Source organism: Collinsella sp. An2, from assembly GCF_002160065.1.
In the GTDB taxonomy this organism is placed as follows: domain Bacteria; phylum Actinomycetota; class Coriobacteriia; order Coriobacteriales; family Coriobacteriaceae; genus Limicola.
On record NZ_NFJW01000003.1, the window covers coordinates 77,511 to 94,188 of the forward strand.

The following is a 16,678-nucleotide window of genomic DNA, read 5'->3' on the forward strand; positions in this document are numbered from 1 at the left end:
TTGCCGTATCAATTGTTTGAATACAAACGGTTAGTATACAAACCAACTTGGCGCTGTCAAGCGCATGCCGGGCAGACTCCGATTGGAAACGAAAGATGGGAAAGAAGGCGCTGTCAGAGCGTTCGAGACGGCGCTATTGGTACCGCAGACACTCGACCGGGTCCATGCGGGCGGCGCGCCGTGCGGGGTAGAACCCGAATACCAGGCCGATAAGGACGCTCAAGCCGGCTGCGGCCACAATTGCCTCGATGGATACCGCGGGCGTGATGGTCCCTTCGGTTCCCGTGAGAGATCCGGCGAGGCCGAACGTGGTCGCCGCGAAGGAGAGCGCCCACGAGGCGGCGTACCCGAGCACGGTCCCTATGATGCCGCCCACGATGCACAGCGCTGCTGACTCCATGAGAAACTGCAGGGTGATGTCGCTTCGCGTCGCGCCGAGTGCCCGTCGCACGCCGATCTCGCGGATGCGTTCGGTGACATTGGTGAGCATCATGTTCATGATGCCGATGCCGCCCACCAGAAGCGAGATGCCGGCGACGGCGCCCATGATGAGCGAGAACGAGTTCATAAAGCCGTTCATAGAATCGATCTGGGACTTCATGGAGTATACGTAGACGCCGTCTTCTATCTGGTCGTCGGGGATGTTGAGCACCTTGGCGACCTGCGTCTTCGTCGTCTCCATAAGCGCGTCGATATCTGCGCCTTCGCGTGCGAAGCCAATGACCTGAGACAGGTACTCATAGCCTCCGCTGAAGTCCTTGAGGCAGGTCTCAAGCGGCATGTAGACGGTGATGTAGGTGCTGCCGCCGCCGGTTTGCGGCATGGATTCGTCGACGCCCACGATGCGATAGTCGTGGGTGCCCAGGCGCACGGTCTTTCCCACGACCGACATGTCGGCATCGCCGAAGAGCGCCTTCACGCCGCTGCGGTCGAGGATGGCCACGCGATCGGCCGATGCCTCTTCCTGCGCGTTGAACATGCGGCCCTCGGCCAGGTGGATCTGGCCGGTCAGCGAGAGGAAGTCGGCATCGGCGCCGGTGATTCCGACGTCGATGGTTCCGTCGGCACCGCTGACCTGCGTGTAGCCGTAGCTCGAGGCCACGATGGATTCATATTCGGGCATGATGCGCTTCAGGTCGTCGAGGTCCTCGACCGTCATTTGGTACATGGGGGAGATGTAGACGGCGCGGGCGGCGTTGAGGCCCAGCGAGCCGACGAGCATGTTGCGAACGCCTCCGATAAGGGAGGTCATGGCGATGACGGCGGCGATGCCGATGACGATGCCCAGGATGGTAAGGAGGCTTCGGCCGCGATTGGATTCAAGGCCGCGCACGGCTTCGCGGATCAGGTCTGCTGCGTTCATGCGACACCTCCTGGCGTGTCCAGGTTGCCTGGCGTCGGCTCGACCAGTGGAATGCGCGCTGGGTCGACCTGAGCGGAAGCATGGCGTGGGCCCTGCCTGTCGGTGCCAGGGACTGCTATTCTGCCGTCGACGATGTGGACGATGCGGTCGGCGGTTGCGGCCACGCCCGGGTCGTGGGTGATGAGCACGACGGTTTTGCCGGCAGCCTTGAGCTGGTGGAACGTTTGGAGCACCAGTGCGCCCGTATGGGTGTCGAGGTTGCCGGTGGGCTCATCGGCAAGGATGATGTCTGGATCGTTCACCAGCGCGCGGGCGATGGCCACGCGCTGCATCTGGCCGCCCGAGAGCACGCCGACCTTGTGGTCGTAGTGGTCGACGGGAAGCCCTGCAGCCTGAAGCGCCTTCACGGCGATCTGCTCGCGCCCCGAGAGCGGGTGCGCAGTATAGGCAAGCGGGAGCATGACGTTTTCGAGGACGGTCAGGCGGGGCAGCAGGTTGAAGCTCTGGAAGACGAAGCCGATGTGGGTCGCACGCACCTCCGCGAGCTCGCTGTCGGTGAGCTCGGCCACATTGAGCCCAGCCAGCCGATAGGTACCCGCCGTCGGCGTGTCCAGGCATCCGATGATGTTCATGAGGGTGGACTTACCCGACCCGGATGGTCCGGTAATCGCCACGAACTCTCCCGCATTCACCGAAAGCGAGATGTCGTGCAGGATGTGCGCGAAGCCGCCTTCGGATTCAAAGATGCGGTGGATACCCCTCATGTCGATGACGGGTCTCATAGCGCATCCATTCCGTCCGTGCCCATGTCCATGCCGCCCGAGATGACGATCGTGTCGCCGTCGGAAAGCGGGGAGAGGGGAATCTCGGTTCCGTCGGGCGTGGTGGCGGGCTCCGAGCCTTCGACGCGTCCGATGACGGCGAAGTCGGCGTTTTGAGCCACGACCTCGACGTCTCGGCGCTCGGCGGCATGCGTTTCGGGGTCGGTTTCCACCATGACGTAGTAGTTTGTCCCGTCGTCGGTCATGAGGGACATCGGCGAGACCATCACCACGTTGTCGAGCTGTTCGGTGACGATCTGGACCTGGGCGGTCATGCCTGGCTTCAGGCGCGGGTCGGGCGCAGAGATGAGCACGTCCACCGCAAAGGTGACCGAGCTGCCGGCGTCCATGTACATCATGTCGGACGAGGATGACGCGATCGAGGCGATATTCTGCACCGTGCCCTCCAGGGTGAGGCCATCGAAGGCGGGGAAGGTGACGTTTGCGCTCTGGCCGACGGCGATGCGGGCGATGTCCTCTTCGCTCACCTGGATGGTGACTTTCATTTGCGAGAGGTCGGCGATCTGCATGAGCGGGCCCGATGCGGAGGACGTGTCGGCGGGATTGGCGCCCACCTGTGCGTTCATGGCGACGATGCTGCCCGAGGTCGGGGCGGTGACGGTGCGCTCGGCTGCCTTGGCGACGGCCTGGTCGTAGGTTGCCTGCGCACCTTCGACGGCACGCTGCGCCGTCGCCACGGCATCTTTGGCGGCCTGGGCGTCGACGGCGCTCTCTGTTCCGCCATCCGCTGAGGTGGCCTGAGTCGTGCCAGCACTTGCGAGGGTGCGCTTGGCGCCGGCGAGGTCGGCCTTTGCGGCGTCGAGGGACCGCTTGGCGTCGTTGACGGCAAGGTCGAGGTCGGGGTTGTCGATGACCATGAGCACGTCGCCGGCGTTGACCTGCTGGCCGGCCGCCACCCGCACCTCGGAGATGGTGCCATCGACGGTAGGTGACACCACGGTCGAGGAGAGCGGTTCCAGGGAGCCACGCGCGTCAACGGCATCGACATAGGAGCCGCTCATAGCCATATCGGTTATGGGCTCCATGGTTTGCTCGGGCGTCTGGGTCATGACGTTCACGCCGACGGCCACGGCCACGACGATGGCGGCGACAACGCCCAGCGCGATACCGCGGCGGATGAGCTTCTTGCGACGCCGCTCGGCGCGTCTCGCCTTCAGCTGGGCGTAGGCCTCGGCATCTGCCGCATCGAGCGTATCGGGGTCGGGGAGGGCGGGTCCGCCCGACGCGTGCTTGAGCACGCCGATGAGGGGCAGGCGCGTCGTGTTCTGGTCATCGGTCTGATCGTGCGTCATGGGTGGCTCCCATCAAGATCGCGGCTTCGGTGGCACCAGCATCCCTGGTTGAAAGCAGGCGGTCAACTTAGTGCCATCTTAAAATCTGTGAACGGCTACGGGACGGACGCGCGGGGCTTCAGCGCCGCGGGTTTGTTGGGTTGGCGGCTTTGGAATGCTGCGGCGTCGTGGGTTTGTGGGGGCCGGCAGGCTCGCGGTACGGCGGAGCCCTTCGAGGCCGGTGGCTCTGCGGGGTGACCGGGGCCTGCGAGCGGTTATGGCCCGCGCGCCCCGGCCTATGGGTCTGCTAGATCGCGTCCTCGCGCAGGGCTTCGACTACGCTTGCGGCTCGCGAACGCCGCAGGGCATAGGCGACGCTCACCACGATGACCGCAAGCACGATGGCAGCGGAGAGCGCGACGTGCGTCCAGGGGAGGCCGAGCTGGTAGGTAGTAAAGCTCAGCTGCATGGACTGATAGAGGAACGCCGCCACGACTGCCGCCAGCGCGAGGCCGATCGCGAACCCACGCAACGCGTAGCTCGTGCACTCGTAGGCGATCATGCGATGGAACGCGCGGTTTCCCATCCCAATGCTCTTCAGCACGGCGAACTCGCGGCGCCTGAGCATCACGGAGTTCGAGAGCGTGTTGAAGACGTTCGCTACAGCGATCATGCCCGTGATGACGGTGAAGCAGTAGATGAAGGTCTGGATGGTCTGGGACATCATGCGCGACTGCTGCTTGCTTTGGGCGAAGTTGTTGTAGGTGCAGTCGAGTCCGGGGAAGTCGGTAGCGATTTGCTCAAAGGCATCCTGGACCTTGGAGGCGGTCTCTGCGGATCCTCCGGTGTCGTAGCGCATCTCGGCCGATCCGAAGCCCATGCCGTCACAGGCCGCGATGGCAGACGCTGGCAGCATGAGGATGGGCGTGTTGGTGTGTCCGGTGATGCCTGCGGGCGCCGTGTTGGCAAGCGCGCCCACGGCAAGGTCGGTGGAGGTCGCGATGCCCTCGGAGAGCGGAACGCATTGCTCGTCACCGTCGGGCGAGTTGTACCACACGGTCGGTTCTCCCTGATTGTTCGAGAACACCCCGGCGGCATAGTAGCCATTGATGTCCGCGAAGGTGACTGTCTGGACGGTGCCTGGCCCCGCAAACGGTTGGTAAGAACTGTAAGTAGAGCTGTTGCTCACGTCGTACGTATCGAGGGCGACGGCGAGAGGGTGCGCCGGGTCGCAGTAGTCATCTTCCGGAAGACCGAGCGAGTCGATGTAGGCCTGCCACGTGGCATCGTCGATGAACTCAACGTAGATGGGGCCCGACCAGCTGCCGTCCGTCAGGAGGATATCGAAGAAGTCCTTCCCACCGTCAGAGATCATCGATGCAGGGATGATGGCGTCGGCGATATAGGAGGTGGAGTAGCCGAGCGCCGTGGCGCCGTCGAGGTCCTGCGTACGCTGGTAGAGGGCATTCAGGCTGTCTTGGAATGCCTGATGGTTCACCTCGCCGTCCTTGCGCAGCAGGGGCCCGTCCCCGTTTTCGGAGGTCGTGGCGTCTATGTAGACACCAAGGTCGACGTTTTCGATGGTGTTGAGTGCCGTGCCGCTGGCATAACCCAGCGCGTCACCGATGCTTCCGGCGATGATGAGAAGCGCCACGGAGACCGCAAGCGCCGCCACGGTGACACGGCCCTTTGACGTGCTGCGCGAGAGGTTGCGGTGCGCTACAAAGCCGGGTACGCCGAAGAGGCGAGCCGCAAGTCCGTGCATGCGGACGTCGGAGTTACCGTCTTTGTTGGCTCGACGCGATGTCCGTGCGAGCGCACGACGGGCGCGACGACTGAGGTGTACGTCTTGGGATTGGCGGATGGCGTCTACCGCCGAGACGCGACTTGCGCGAAGGGCTGGTATCCAGGCGCTGATGAGCAGGGTTGCAAGGGCAAGTGCCGCAGAGACGGCAAGCGTCATCGGGTCCACGACGACCCGCACCGCAAGCCCGTAGGTCTCGATGTCGAACATCGAGGCCAACCCCTCGCCGGTCATGCGGAAGACGACGGCGCAGCCGGCAAGGCCGAGGACAAGCCCTAAGGGAATGCCGATGACTCCAAGCAACAGCGCCTCCACGAGCACGGTGCGGCGAAGCTGCCGCTTGCTTGCCCCCAGCGACGAGAGCAGGCCGAACTGGCGGGTGCGCTCGGAGACCGAGATGGCAAACGAGTTATAGACGAGCGAGACGCCTGCGATGATAATCACCACGGCAAGGATGCCGGCGATGCCGTACAGGGTGTTCCAAATGTCTGCATTGCCGGTGACGCCCTGCCAGCGCAGCAGCGAATTGTGCGTGGCAACACCACCGGTGCAGTACGAGTCGTCGTCGGTAATCTCGGAGGTCATGGTGGGGATGTCCCGTGGGTCGCGTGCGGAGAAGATCGAGAATGCCGTTGTCGCGTCGGAGCTGTCAGAAAGCGCCGAGGCCACGGCCGAGCCATCGTCGTACACATAGGCGCTGTTGCCCTGCAAGGCCATCGTGCTCGAGAACCCGTAGGAGCGGTAGAACCCCACCACGGTTCCACTGATGCTTCCCAGATCCTGGGCGAACTCCTCGGAGGTCGTTCCATCCTCGGCGAAGTAGGAGCCATAGTTCGAGGTGCCCACGAAGCGATCGGTGGAGCCGTCCGACGGATCGACCATCGTGACGGTGCGCGTACCCAAATCCAAGGTCACGGCGCTGCCCAACCCCAACACGCCGGCGGTCTCAAGGCCGCAGGGGGCAAGTGACACGTCCTCAAGATAGTGAGGCAGTACGATCTCGCCCGGCGCTTCGGGGGCACGCCCCGAGATGATCTCGGGTGCGCTCACGAGATTGGTGCCATGGGGCTGAGCGGGCCAGGTCTTGGTGAAGAGCCAGTGTCCGTAGTCGCTTGAGTTCTCGTCGCCCAGGTCGATGGCGCCAAGCTCGGCCACCTCGATGTGGTCGGCCACGCGCCCGTCCGAGGTGAGCTCGTCGAGGCCTTTCTGTGAGATCGAGGCGACCTCGGCCTGCCAGGTGCCTTCGTCTGCCGCCGTCCGTTCATAGAGCATGTTGGTCATGCTCACCACGCTGGTAAGCACGGCGCACAGCAGCGCACAGGAGAGCGCCACGCCGATGATGGAAACCACGGTGCGCACGCGGTTGCGGGCGAGCGAGCGCAGGGTGAAGCACGTGAAGATGCCCATCCTAGCGCCTCCTCTCGTCACGCGCGAGACGCCCGTCCTCGATCGCGATGACGCGATCGGCCATGAGTGCGATGTCCTCGTCGTGGGTGATGACGATGAGGGTTTGCTTGAGCTGGCGGTTGGAGTCACGCAGGAGCTGCATGATCTCGGCGGAGTTTTTGGAGTCGAGATTGCCGGTCGGCTCATCGGCGAGCACCACGGCCGGTGCATTCATGAGCGCGCGGCCGATGGCGACGCGCTGCTGCTGGCCGCCGGAGAGCTGGTTGGGCAGGTAGTGCTCGCGGCCCGTGAGGCCGAGCGCACGCAGGAGCATGCCCAGGCGTTTCTGGTTGATTGAGCGACCGTCCATCTGTACGGGCAGCGTCATGTTCTCGACCACGTCGAGCACGGGGATGAGGTTGTAGAACTGGTAGACGAGGCCCACCTCGCGGCGGCGAAACACGGCGAGTTGCTCGTCGCTTCGCTCAAAGATGTCCTGCCCCTGCAGCTTGACTGTGCCCGAGGTCGGTCGGTCGACGCCGCCCATGAGGTGCAGAAGCGTCGATTTGCCCGAGCCCGAGCTGCCGATGATCGCGATGAACTCACCCGCGTCGACGGTAAACGAGACGTCATCGAGTGCGCGTACGGCGGTGTCGCCCGTGCCGTAGACCTTGGTGAGGTGCTCCACGGAAAGGATGTTCATGAGAGGTCCTCTCTCGCCTGGGATACGTCACCAACCATACTGGATGACGCCCCTTGCGTGAACATGACCCCTGCGTGACAGTTTCGTCACCTGGCATATGCGTTTGGGGCGAGGGTGGGGGTTGCGGCGGCGCGTCTATACGTTCGTTTTGAAGAAGGTGATCGTAAAGCGCGCTCCGGTGGTGCGACCTTCGGCATCTTGAACGTTCTCTGCCGTCAGGGTTCCTCCCTGGGCGGTGATGAGCCCCCGCGCGAGGGAGAGTCCGATCCCGACTCCTGCCGGATCGACATCGCTCGATACCCGTCCGGCGCCTTCCGCCGCCTCGCCGCGATAGAAGCGCTCGAAGATGTGCGCCAGATCGTGAGGCGCGATGCCGCCGCCCGTGTCCTCGATGACCATGCGACAGGCGATCGTGTCCTCCGTTGCTCGCACCTGCACCGTTCCGCCAGCCGGCGTGTGCTCCATGCAGTTCTTGAGGATGTTCGACAGGGCCTCGGCCGTCCAACCGGCATCGCCGATAAACGTGGTGCCCGGGGTGACGCGAGCGCTAAACGTGACATCGGCGATATCGAAGGCGATGGCGAGGGGTTCGAAGGCGTCTTGGACCAGATGCTCCACGTCGACCGGCGCCGTTCTTAGGTGTACGACGCCCGCGTCGATGCGGGCCAGCTTGAGCAATGTGGAGACGAGCCGCTCGACCCGCTGCTGCAGGCGCTGCATCTTGCGGAGCCGCTCAACCTCCGATGCGTGGCCACCCTCATCGACGAGGCTTCGACGCACGAGCTCGGTGGAGAGGGAGAGCGAAGTAAGCGGCGTCTTGAGCTGATGCGAGATGTCGGCAAGTGCATCGGCGAGTGTCTGACGCTCGCGTTCGAGCTCGTCTGCCGTAAGGTTGAGGCGCGTGACCATCTTGTCGAGTTCGCTGGTGAGCACCGCGAGCTCGCCCTCTTCCATGTGCTCCAAGTCCACGCTGCGCTCGCCGTGCAGTACGGCGTCGACGCGTTCGGAAAGGCGGGCGATGGCCCGGTAGCGCGATACGGTGAGCGCCAGAAAGGGCAGCGCCGTGGCAAGGGCTGCCGCTGCGATCCAAGCGCATGCTTCAGCGTGTCCGGTACATGTGGCAAGCACCATCAGGCTGCATGCCAGTACCATCCATGCCACGACGGCGCGGAAGAATCCGCGGTTGCGCAGCATCGGTTAGCCCCGCGCCTGGTAGCCAAGGCCGCGGACCGTGGCGATGAGCGTCGGATGTGCCGGGTCGTCTTCGATCTTGTCGCGCAGGCGCTTGATATAGACGGACAGCGTGTTTTCTTCGATATAGGTTCCGGCGTCGTCCCACAGGGTGTCGCGAATGCGGTCGCGCGTGATGAGCTTGCCCTGGTTTGTAGCAAACAGGAGCAACAGACGGTATTCAAGTGCCGAAAGGGTGAGGTCCTGGCCGGCACGTTCGACCCGAGCACGATCGGTGTCGATGTGCAGCGGGCCGAACTCGATGATGCGGCGCTGGGGTTGGGAGCGCCGGATTGCCGCGGCAATGCGTGCGAGGAGCTCCCGCGGTCGGAACGGCTTTGCAACGTAGTCGTCGGCGCCCATCTGGATGCCGGTCACGGTGCTGAATTCGTCGTCAGACGCAGTGAGAAAGATCACGGGTACCGACGGCGTGGCCTGCTTGATGGCAGAGCATACGGCAAAGCCGTTGCCTTTCGCCAGGGTGAGGTCCAGCAGCACGAGTTGGTACGGGGCGCCGGTGACGCTTCCGGTGCCCAAGTGGCCGAGACCCGGCCCGGCGGGGGAGACAGCGTTTGGCGAGCATCCGGCGAGGGCCCGCTCGATCGCATCGTCTTGTGTTGCGGCGTGGTCCACGGCGTAGCCTTCTGACATGAGCAGCTCGGTCAGAGCCTCGATGATGGCAAGGTCGTCTTCGACCAGAAGGATCCTCGATGCCATGGCCACTCCTTTCTGTTGCTGGCAGACGCTGGGGTGCGCCTTTGCATGGTGGCCCTGGCGCGATGGGGGCCAGGGCCACGGGAGGCTCGAACGAGCCATGAATGTTAATTGTGCACGATGACGCAGGTGCCTACCTGCAGCAGGTCATAGAGTTCTGCGACCTTGTCGTAGGGGGTGTTGATGCACCCATGGCTGCCGCGGCTGCGATACGCCGTGGGGTCGCTGTACACCCAGCTGGGCTGCCAGCTGGCATCGTGGAATCCCCACGAGCTGCCCTTGAAGGCGATCCAGTAGTCCACGGGGCTCTCGTACTCAGGCTCACCCGTTTTCGGGTCTTTGTTTTGGCTCACGAGCGTGATGTTGCGCGCCTTGTTGTTGACCTTGTAGACGCCGGTGGGCGTGTCGTTTTCGCCGTCGGGCTTGCCGGTGACAACCCCGGTTTCCCATACCAGGTTGCCGTTTGCGTCGTAATACCGCGCATGCTGCTCGGAGATGTCAACGTCGACGTAGGCGCCCCAGTCGGGCTGTCCGGCGCCGGCGTACTTGTCGCCCTGCGAGCTCGTGGGCACCTCGATGTCGCCGGTCTGGCGATTTTGGACGGCGTTCTGGACGGCCTGCACCACGGCGTCGGTGTCGACCTGCCAGCCAAAGGTGCCGCCCCCGATGGTGATCTGCTTGCCGTCGGGACGGGTGTAGGTGCGCTCCGTGCCCACCGTGTTGAAGCTCTGGGCAAGGTTTTGGGCCCAGGCGGTAAGCGCGTTTTGGTCGAGCGTGGGCGTGAGGTTCTCGTCAAAGACGATCCATTGCGCCACGGTCGACCCATCGATGGTGCCGGCGTCGGAGTCGCCGAGCTTGAACGTCACGTTGACACCAAGCAGGTCGTTGGCAGCGTCGCAGGCGGCCTGCAGCTGGTCGTCGGTGATGCCGCCGGAAAGCGGCTCGAAGGCATCGTTGCCGATCTCTTCGAGGTTCGCCGTCTCGTCCAGGCGCGAGAGCGCGATGAGCGCGAACTTCGATACGTTGTCCCGGTTCAGCTTCTCGTTTTCGCGCGCACGCTCGGCACTAAAGGTTCCGCTTTCGGTGTCGTAGGCGCCGGCGGCATCGAAGGTTCCGGAGCGGCCCTCGTTGAAGGCGTCGACAGCTGTGCCGACCTGGTCGAGAAATGCCTGCTCGTCGAAAGCTGTCGAAAAGAGGCTGCGGTCGACCTCGGCGCTTAGGTCAGTCTCGTCCGACTGGCTTGCGGTTTGCTGGGGACTCGTAAGGGACGAAACGAGTCGGGCGGGCCAGAGCATGGCGTCGTTTGATGCGAGCACACGGTCCGCGACCTCCTGCGAATCGAACACGGGGGCATCGGCGCTGGGGGTGAACTGCCAGGAGAACCCATCGCCTTCGACGGTGAGGTTATAACTGGCGGTCTGGGCGTCAAGCTCGTCTGCGGCCGCCTGCGCGGATTTGAGCGAGACGTCGACGCCGGCGATGGTGGTGCCGGGGTAGTAGAAGTTGGAGAAGGCGGCGACGCCTGCTGCGTACGCGACAACGAGGATGCCCACAATGATGCCGGCCGCGATGGCGGCACGCTTGCGAGCGCGTCCCGGCTTGTGCGAAGGTGTCTCGCCTTTCTTGCTCTCAGATGTTGGCCGCGTTGACGGGGCGGATGCACGGGGTGCCATATGAGACGGCGCAGCATGTTTGCCTGCGCCGCGTATCGGGTTCGGCGGGGTAACGCCGTCGTGCGAGTTCATGTGCTGATGGTTGCTCATGGGCGTGTCAAGTCCTCTGGCTATGTTGGTTCGGCGTCCCGAGGAGGGTGTTCGGGGCGTTCCGCTTTATGTGTACGATGACGTTTGCGATTATAGTCGCTCGAGCGGATACAGGTTTTCCGGTCGGTAAACTCACACCGCACTACGAAAAACCTTTGAAGTTCCTGGCGCCATAGTTGCGGTATTGTGGCAATCCACACGGTCTCCCTCTATATTGCGGCAAGCCACACGAATGGCCACCCCAAAACGGCCCTTGAGCGTGTGAATTGCCACAATAGAGAGGCCCCGCGTGTGGATTGCTACAAAACCCGGCGCTGCGGACGCGCAGGACCACCCTCGAGTGGAGCGGTCACACTGGACCGCCCTCTGATGGTGCGGACGCGCTGAACCGTCCTCACACCACGCGCCGTCGGGCGCTCCGCCAAGGCTGAAGGGATGAAGTGACGAGCCGCTAGCCTCTGCAACTGCCGCAGGCGGCACAAGCCGAGGGGGCCTGTGCGATGCCGCCGCGCGCCGTCTCGCGCAGGCTTACCGGCAGGGCGTGACCTACCTCGAGCATCACGTGTGCCATCTCGTCGAATGGCACGAGGCTGTTCACGCCGGCAAGCGAGAGCTGTGCTGCCGAGAAGGCGTTGGCGACACCGATGGCGTTGCGGTTCTGGCAGGGCACCTCGACAAGGCCTCCCACCGGATCGCATACCAGGCCAAGCAGGTTGCCCAGCGCGAGCGACGAGGCGTTGAGCGCCTGCTCGGGCGTGCCACCGAGCAGCTGCACTAAGGCTGCCGCCGCCATGGCCGAGGCGCTTCCTACCTCGGCCTGGCATCCGCCCTCGGCGCCAGACACGCTGGCCGAGGTCGTGAGATTGAGGCCTATGGCTGCCGCGCAGAAGAGGGCGTCCATCATGGTCTCGTCATCGGCTCCGATGGCGTGTCCCACGGCGAGCACGCATCCCGGCACCACGCCCGCAGAGCCGGCGGTGGGTGCCGCAACGATCACGCCCATGGAGGCGCTGCGTTCCAGCACCGCCATGGCGCGCGCGACGGCGTCGGTCTGGACGGTTCCCATAAGGGTCGGCGCAATTCGATTGCCCTGTGCGACTAGGCGCGCCTCGCCTCCGATGAGGCCGCCGAGGGAGCGTTGGGGGGAGGCGATGGGTGCGGTGGTCTCGTCCTGCATGACAGCGAGCACGCGCCGCATGGACGCCACAGCGCGCTCCTCGCCGATAAGGGTCGCTTCCCGCACCGCCATGACGGCTCCGATGTTCATGCGCAGGTCGCGGCATACCCGCAGGAGCTCCTCGCCGTCGTCGAATAGCTCTTCGCAGGTGATGCCGGGGGCGGAAGAGGCGCCGCCTGGGATTTCGATGAGGGTGGCCGTCTCGACGAGCTCGAGATTGCGGATGGCATCGAGCGTTCCGGCGCCCGGCGGTTCGTCCATCTCGAACACCGTGTAGGCAGCTCCTCCCGGCTCGGTGCGGTAGGTGCGGCAAAACGCGATGTTTACCTGCTCGGCCGAGAGCGTCGCCGTGAGGGCGGCGAGCGCGCCGGGGGCGTCGCGGTGGGCTACGAACAGCGTGTCGTAGGTGCCCGTCACGCTCACGGCGACACCATTGATCCTGCTGATGCGCACCTTGCCGCCGCCCAGGCTTTCGCCACGCACCGAGGTGATGCGGCCGCGGCTGTCCTCAAGCTCGATGTCGACGGTGTTGGGGTGCAGCGAAACGTCGTCGCCGGCTATGGTGAAGTGGACGTCAAGCCCTCGGTCGCGCGCGAGGTCGAAGGCGTCCTTGATGCGCTCGTCGTCGGTTGCGAGGCCCATGACGCCGGCTACGAGCGCGCGGTCCGTTCCATGGCCGCTGTGCGTGTGCGCAAAGGAGTTCCACAGGGTGAAGGTCACACGCCGGATTGTGCCTTCAACAAGCGATGCCGCTACCTGGGCACAGCGCAGGGCTCCGGCTGTGTGCGAGCTCGAAGGTCCCACCATGATGGGGCCTAGAATCTCAAAGGCAGACGTGGTGGCAAACGACTGGGGCATGGCGTCTCCTCTACATGGGCGCCGCCCGTAGCGGTGGTTGGGCAGGCGCGGCGGCGTGGTTGTTCGCGGTGGGCGGCACCGACGAGTCTTTGGCCATACTCTACCGCATGCAGGATGCTCCGTAGGTATACTGACTGTTAAGGATTCGTCTGCGCACCTGAGAGCCCCGTTTGTTTGCAACCGATGCGGTTCGGAAAGCCTGCTTGCCTTGACCCGCGTGCCTGGTTCTAGGCGTGGCACTGGGTATTGAGACTCCGCGCCGCATGTGGTGTGCCTGGGTCGCGGACGTGAGCCCCGCGCGTTTGGCGACACGGCCCTTGCGTGCGATGCCCATAGGAGGGATTGTCATGGCGTACGACTTGTCCGAAACTCTTCAAACCATCGACAGCGTTTTGGACCATCTTCGAGCCGCCGAGAACCTTCTGCGAAGCGCTAAGGCCTGGAGCTGGGCAGATATGCTTGGCGGCGCACTCTTTACTACGCTGTGGAAGCGCGAAAAGATGGCCGATGCCCAAAGAGAGCTTCGGCTTGCAGAAGATGGCTTGAGGCGGCTCTCCGATGATTTGCGCGATGCGAGCCAGCTCGAGGGACGTCTGGATACCGGGGAGTTTCTTACCTTCGCCGACTATGTGCTGGACAACTCGTTTGTCGACCTGTTCGTACATCAGCGCATCAAAGAGACGCTTCGGGCTGTTGACGACGCGATTGAGGGGTGCGAGAAGCTCAAGGCGAGCCTGGAGGGCGTTTGCGACTCACCTGACGCTCGAACGGGGATCTAGATCATGTGCGCAGCAGCAAGTAGTTCGAGACGATGGCGCTTCGCTGCGCTGATGGTACTTTTGTGCTTGGTGGCTGCTGCGCTGTACATGGCGGTTCCGGCGCTGTATCGCTCCTTTGGTCTGCCATGGATGTGGGGCAAAACGATAGATGCGACGCACCTTATCGAAGGGGCTGAACCTCAGGATGTTCAGTCAGGTGTTAAAACCGCCTGGGACGACGTCGAAGCTATTAAGGTGTCATGCTACTCGGGCGTTCAGGCTCGGGGTTCGATCTATACGCGCGACCAGACGATTGTGGCCGCGGCGTGCAACTTGCTCAAAGATTCCGACTTTACCTACTGGAAAGATTACGGAGCCTTCGTGGAGTCCGAGCGCGACCTTGTTGGCGGCTATCAGGCATCCCTTTCGTTGCTCGATGCACGTGGCAGAGAGCTTCTGACGATTCAGTTCAATGGGCTAGCTGGTAAGTATTATGTTCTGATCGACAGCGTTGCCTACAGCATGAATGGGGATACAGGGCCGTTGAGCGATGCCCTTGATATGTGGACGACCGAGGCAGCCACTGAGCTAAATCCAGAAGAAGGCAGCTCCGCGTCGGCATCGGCCTCTGGAATAGATGGCTAACGTATGAGGAGTTCCTGTATACGGGCGGATCGTGAGGAGCTAGGGTAGCAGCCGCAGCTCGTGATGGGTTGCGGGCGGGCTTGGACGCACCTCGGCAAACTCTTGGGGGCAAATAGTGGTGCGGCGCCCTTGCTTGCGCCACGCCGCAAAAACTCGTTTCGGTTTTATGCAGTTACTTTTCAATTTGCCGAGTAGACGCCTGATTTCTGCAACAAAGCGTCTGGATTCGAGAGGCCGAAAGAGGGGTCTACTCGGAAAGTCGCGAACTAACTGCATAAAACCGAAACGAGTTTATTGGGCGGCTTGTACGGACGCGTTTTCGTGTGTCCGATAGCCCAAGCTGAGGCATGCGGGTCGGTCGCGGTGTCTGCGACGCTCTGGGGTCTGCGAGTCGGTCGCGGTGCCTGCGACGCGCCGGAGCCCGCGGGTCGGTTGCGGTGCCTACCACGCTAGAAAAACGCCGACGCTCAGCTTTTCTTCGGAATCGGCTGGAATTCCAAAGAATTACTGAGCGTCGGCGAACGAGTCACTTTGCAATCGGCCCTGGCCCAGCGGAGGAGTCCGGCGGCAGGACCGGCGACAGGGTCGGCAGCGGGGGCGGACGGCGAGCTACAGCGCCATCGTACGAGCGCGGTCGATGCGCGCCAGGCAGTCCTCACGGCCGATGAGCTGCATGGTCTCGCCGAGCGGAGGGCTCACCATGTTGCCACACTCGGCCACGCGCACGGCTTGGAACACGAGGCGCTTTTTCAAATCGAGCGCCTCGGGCAGCGGCTCGAGCGCGGCGTCGATCGCCTCGGCGGTCCAACTGGCCTCGTCGAGTGCGGCCAGCGCCTTGCGTGCGGCGTCGAGTACGGCACCCATGCCCTCCTTGGCAAGGCCCTTGTTGACGGACTTCTCGTCATAGGCGAGCGTCTCGGCCGTCGCGAACACCGGGGCGGCGACACCTGCGGCGTCGGCGGGCATCTTGGTGCGCGGACGCACAATCTCGGCGAGCAGGTCCCACCAGGCGGCGTCGTGCTCGGCGCCCTTGACATCCACGCCGGCCGCCTCAAGCTGCGGGCGCAGAATCTGGGACACAAAGGTCTCGTCGTCCATGCGGTTGATGTACTCGGCGTTCATCCAGTCGAGCTTCTTGGGGTCGAAGGTCGCCGGGTTCTTGGAGATGCGCTCGAGCGAGAACTCGCGGGCGAGCACGTCGCGCGGGATCACGGTCGTCTCGCCGTCGAGCGACCAGCCCAGCAGCGCCAGGTAGTTCACGAAGGCGTCGGAGAGGTAGCCGGCGTCGCGGTACTCCTCGACGGAGGTAGCGCCGTGGCGCTTGGAGAGCTTCTTGCCGTCGGCGCCCAAGATCATGGAGATGTGCGCGAAGGTGGGCACGGGGCTCCCAAGCGCCTCGTAGACCATGACCTGGCGCGGGGTGTTGGACAGGTGGTCATCGCCGCGGATGACGTGGGTGATGCCCATAGCGGCGTCATCGACCACGGTCGCGAAGTTGTAGGTGGGGGTGCCGTCGGAGCGGAAGATCACGAAGTCGTCGAGCTCCTTGGCGTCGAAGACCACCTTGCCGTGCACGGCGTCGTCGATTACCACGTCGCCGCGGTCCTCGGGAACCTTGATGCGCAGCGTGTAGGGCTCGCCGGCCTCCATGCGGGCGCGCGCCTCGTCGGCCGGGATGTTGCGGCAGCGGCGGTTGTAGCCCTGGAAGGGGTCTTTGCGGGCCTGGGCCTCGGCACGGTCCTGGGCGAGCTGCTCGGGCGTGCAGAAGCACGGGTAGGCCTTGCCCTCGGCGAGCAGGCGCTCGGCGGCCTCGCGGTAGAGGTCCATGCGCTCGGTCTGCGCGTAGGGGCCGAAGTCTCCGCCGACCTCGGGGCCCTCGTCCCAGTCAAGCCCGAGCCAGCGCATGGCGCGCAGGATCACCTGGGTGTTCTCTTCGGTCGAGCGCGTGGGATCGGTGTCGTCGATGCGCAGGATGAAGGTGCCGCCGTTGGCGCGGGCAAACGCCCAGTTATAGATGGCCGTGCGGGCGCCGCCGATATGCAGCTTGCCGGTGGGCGAGGGGGCGAAGCGTACGCGAACGTTTGAGCTCATGGATGCTCCTTGGAATGGGAACTACGAATCTGACGTGCTGCATTATATGGCATTGAACAAAACCGTCGGGCTC

At 64.0% G+C, this 16,678-nt stretch carries 12 protein-coding genes; 2 read left to right on the plus strand and 10 right to left on the minus strand.

Features of this window, described 5'->3' with window-relative positions; translation table 11 throughout:
* Nucleotides 1–133: 133 nt before the first annotated feature.
* From B5F33_RS03270 to sdaAA, 9 genes are all read right to left on the minus strand, one after another.
* Nucleotides 134–1,363, minus strand: coding sequence for an ABC transporter permease (locus B5F33_RS03270; RefSeq protein WP_087410365.1), 1,230 nt, complete (start codon nucleotides 1,361–1,363; stop codon nucleotides 134–136).
* Entirely contained in the window at nucleotides 1,360–2,145 is a 786-nt protein-coding gene (locus B5F33_RS03275) for an ABC transporter ATP-binding protein (protein WP_087410366.1), read from the minus strand. The genes B5F33_RS03270 and B5F33_RS03275 overlap by 4 nt, the downstream gene beginning before the upstream one ends.
* Entirely contained in the window at nucleotides 2,142–3,497 is a 1,356-nt protein-coding gene (locus B5F33_RS03280) for an efflux RND transporter periplasmic adaptor subunit (RefSeq protein ID WP_087410367.1), read from the minus strand. Before B5F33_RS03280 ends, B5F33_RS03275 begins: the two co-directional genes overlap by 4 nt.
* Nucleotides 3,498–3,783: 286 nt before the next feature.
* Nucleotides 3,784–6,687, minus strand: a complete 2,904-nt coding sequence (locus B5F33_RS03285; RefSeq protein ID WP_087410368.1) for an ABC transporter permease — start codon at nucleotides 6,685–6,687, stop codon at nucleotides 3,784–3,786.
* Between the two features lies 1 nt (nucleotide 6,688).
* The gene (locus B5F33_RS03290; RefSeq protein WP_087410369.1) at nucleotides 6,689–7,369 is read right to left on the minus strand and encodes an ABC transporter ATP-binding protein; all 681 of its coding nucleotides are present in this window, start codon (nucleotides 7,367–7,369) and stop codon (nucleotides 6,689–6,691) included.
* Between the two features lie 135 nt (nucleotides 7,370–7,504).
* The gene (locus B5F33_RS03295; protein WP_087410370.1) at nucleotides 7,505–8,563 is read right to left on the minus strand and encodes a HAMP domain-containing sensor histidine kinase; all 1,059 of its coding nucleotides are present in this window, start codon (nucleotides 8,561–8,563) and stop codon (nucleotides 7,505–7,507) included.
* A 3-nt stretch (nucleotides 8,564–8,566) separates the two neighbouring features.
* On the minus strand, nucleotides 8,567–9,316 hold the full coding sequence (locus B5F33_RS03300; protein WP_087410371.1) for a response regulator transcription factor: 750 nt from the start codon (nucleotides 9,314–9,316) through the stop codon (nucleotides 8,567–8,569).
* 104 nt (nucleotides 9,317–9,420) lie between these two features.
* Nucleotides 9,421–11,076: a L,D-transpeptidase family protein gene (locus tag B5F33_RS03305; protein WP_087410372.1), complete on the minus strand. Its 1,656-nt coding sequence runs from the start codon at nucleotides 11,074–11,076 to the stop codon at nucleotides 9,421–9,423.
* Nucleotides 11,077–11,527: 451 nt separating this feature from the next.
* Nucleotides 11,528–13,111, minus strand: coding sequence for an L-serine ammonia-lyase, iron-sulfur-dependent, subunit alpha (gene sdaAA, locus B5F33_RS03310; RefSeq protein WP_087410373.1), 1,584 nt, complete (start codon nucleotides 13,109–13,111; stop codon nucleotides 11,528–11,530).
* 347 nt (nucleotides 13,112–13,458) lie between these two features.
* Between sdaAA and B5F33_RS03315 the strand changes: the two genes are divergently transcribed.
* Both B5F33_RS03315 and B5F33_RS03320 read left to right on the plus strand, forming a co-directional pair.
* Nucleotides 13,459–13,890, plus strand: coding sequence for a hypothetical protein (locus tag B5F33_RS03315; protein ID WP_087410374.1), 432 nt, complete (start codon nucleotides 13,459–13,461; stop codon nucleotides 13,888–13,890).
* A 3-nt stretch (nucleotides 13,891–13,893) separates the two neighbouring features.
* Nucleotides 13,894–14,514 (plus strand): hypothetical protein, encoded by a 621-nt coding sequence (locus B5F33_RS03320; protein WP_143757934.1) that lies wholly within the window; start codon nucleotides 13,894–13,896, stop codon nucleotides 14,512–14,514.
* 609 nt (nucleotides 14,515–15,123) lie between these two features.
* Here the strand turns inward: B5F33_RS03320 and gltX are convergent.
* Nucleotides 15,124–16,605 (minus strand): glutamate--tRNA ligase, encoded by a 1,482-nt coding sequence (gltX, locus tag B5F33_RS03325; protein ID WP_087410376.1) that lies wholly within the window; start codon nucleotides 16,603–16,605, stop codon nucleotides 15,124–15,126.
* Nucleotides 16,606–16,678: the final 73 nt, after the last annotated feature.

What these genes read in the sequence shown, in the direction of transcription:
- B5F33_RS03305 (WP_087410372.1), bottom strand. Translation starts at nt 11,076, where the DNA reads ATGAGCAACCATCAGCACATGAACTCGCACGACGGCGTTACCCCGCCG.
- sdaAA (WP_087410373.1), bottom strand. Translation starts at nt 13,111, where the DNA reads ATGCCCCAGTCGTTTGCCACCACGTCTGCCTTTGAGATTCTAGGCCCC.
- B5F33_RS03295 (WP_087410370.1), bottom strand. Translation starts at nt 8,563, where the DNA reads ATGCTGCGCAACCGCGGATTCTTCCGCGCCGTCGTGGCATGGATGGTA.
- gltX (WP_087410376.1), bottom strand. Translation starts at nt 16,605, where the DNA reads ATGAGCTCAAACGTTCGCGTACGCTTCGCCCCCTCGCCCACCGGCAAG.
- B5F33_RS03275 (WP_087410366.1), bottom strand. Translation starts at nt 2,145, where the DNA reads ATGAGACCCGTCATCGACATGAGGGGTATCCACCGCATCTTTGAATCC.
- B5F33_RS03320 (WP_143757934.1), top strand. Translation starts at nt 13,894, where the DNA reads ATGTGCGCAGCAGCAAGTAGTTCGAGACGATGGCGCTTCGCTGCGCTG.
- B5F33_RS03270 (WP_087410365.1), bottom strand. Translation starts at nt 1,363, where the DNA reads ATGAACGCAGCAGACCTGATCCGCGAAGCCGTGCGCGGCCTTGAATCC.
- B5F33_RS03290 (WP_087410369.1), bottom strand. Translation starts at nt 7,369, where the DNA reads ATGAACATCCTTTCCGTGGAGCACCTCACCAAGGTCTACGGCACGGGC.
- B5F33_RS03300 (WP_087410371.1), bottom strand. Translation starts at nt 9,316, where the DNA reads ATGGCATCGAGGATCCTTCTGGTCGAAGACGACCTTGCCATCATCGAG.
- B5F33_RS03285 (WP_087410368.1), bottom strand. Translation starts at nt 6,687, where the DNA reads ATGGGCATCTTCACGTGCTTCACCCTGCGCTCGCTCGCCCGCAACCGC.
- B5F33_RS03315 (WP_087410374.1), top strand. Translation starts at nt 13,459, where the DNA reads ATGGCGTACGACTTGTCCGAAACTCTTCAAACCATCGACAGCGTTTTG.
- B5F33_RS03280 (WP_087410367.1), bottom strand. Translation starts at nt 3,497, where the DNA reads ATGACGCACGATCAGACCGATGACCAGAACACGACGCGCCTGCCCCTC.